The sequence below is a fragment of the Vibrio sp. Vb1574 genome (assembly GCF_033338675.1).
Genome location: NZ_JAWOTC010000508.1, coordinates 1 through 1,003 on the forward strand (window position 1 = coordinate 1; position 1,003 = coordinate 1,003).

2 protein-coding genes and 1 pseudogene are annotated in these 1,003 nt (G+C 43.4%); 2 read left to right on the forward strand and 1 reads right to left on the reverse strand.

Annotation, left to right across the window (positions count from 1 at the left end; genetic code table 11):
• Both R7O12_RS27220 and R7O12_RS27225 read left to right on the forward strand, forming a co-directional pair.
• Positions 1 to 145: pseudogene (locus tag R7O12_RS27220) on the forward strand (lactoylglutathione lyase); the annotation flags it as partial.
• Positions 146 to 190: 45 nt separating this feature from the next.
• The gene (locus tag R7O12_RS27225) at positions 191 to 475 is read left to right on the forward strand and encodes a putative quinol monooxygenase (RefSeq protein ID WP_015297084.1); all 285 of its coding nucleotides are present in this window, start codon (positions 191 to 193) and stop codon (positions 473 to 475) included.
• 70 nt (positions 476 to 545) lie between these two features.
• Here the strand turns inward: R7O12_RS27225 and R7O12_RS27230 are convergent.
• Positions 546 to 1,003: mechanosensitive ion channel family protein (locus tag R7O12_RS27230; RefSeq protein ID WP_318127164.1), on the reverse strand; the 458-nt coding region annotated here is incomplete at its 5' end.

Consider the following 1,003-nt stretch of genomic DNA (forward strand, 5'->3'; position numbering starts at 1 on the left):
CAAACGAATTAAATCTCTAGGTATTGAAGCAGGTGACATCAAAGCGTTTGACCACCAGCAAAAACACTTAGCGACCTTCTTTTTTGTCACCGATCCTGACGGTTACAAAATTGAGTTCCTGCAACGACAGGGACGCTACCTATAACTAAAACCGACAATTAAAACCGATAATTAAAAAAGAGTAAAAATTATGATTCACTTGACTGCTACCTTTCACGCACAACCGGGGAAAGAACAACAACTGAAAGAAGTGCTAACCCAAGCGCTTGAGCCAACTCGCAATGAAGACGGTTGTGTTCGTTATCAGTTGTTCCAAGATAAAGACAACGCGAGCCACTTCGTTTTTCAAGAGCAATTTAAAGACCAAGAAGCGTTCGAATTTCACGGTAAAACTGAGCACTTTGCACGTTTGATCAACCAGATTGAAAACTTGCTTGAATGCGAACCGAAGTTAGCGTTCTTTAACGAACTGTAAGACACAAAACTTACCGCAAATAAAAAGGCACTCTTTATCGAGTGCCTTTTCGTATTTGGATAACACGCGATTACGCGTCTTTTTTCTCCACCATGTGCAAATGCACATCTTGTTGTGGGAAAGGAATCGAAATGCCTTCGCGATCAAAGCGTAACTTCACTTCTTTCGTTACATCCCAATATACCTCCCAGTAGTCATCCGGTTTTACCCAAGGGCGAACGATGAAATCTACCGACGAAGTATTCAAAGTGTGCACTTTAATCATTGGCTCAGGCGCGCGAAGTACCGCAGGGTGTGAAGTCACGATATCCGTTAGTACCGATTCCGCTTTCAATAAATCGTCTGCGTAGCCAATACCAAACACCATATCCACACGGCGAATACGCTCATGGGTTACGTTCTTGATCACATCTCCCCAAATCTTACTGTTCGGCACAATGATGATCTGGGTATCGAAGGTGCGAATCGTGGTGTTCACTAAGCTCATGTGACTTACCTTGCCATCCACACCACCAGCGTAGACAAAAT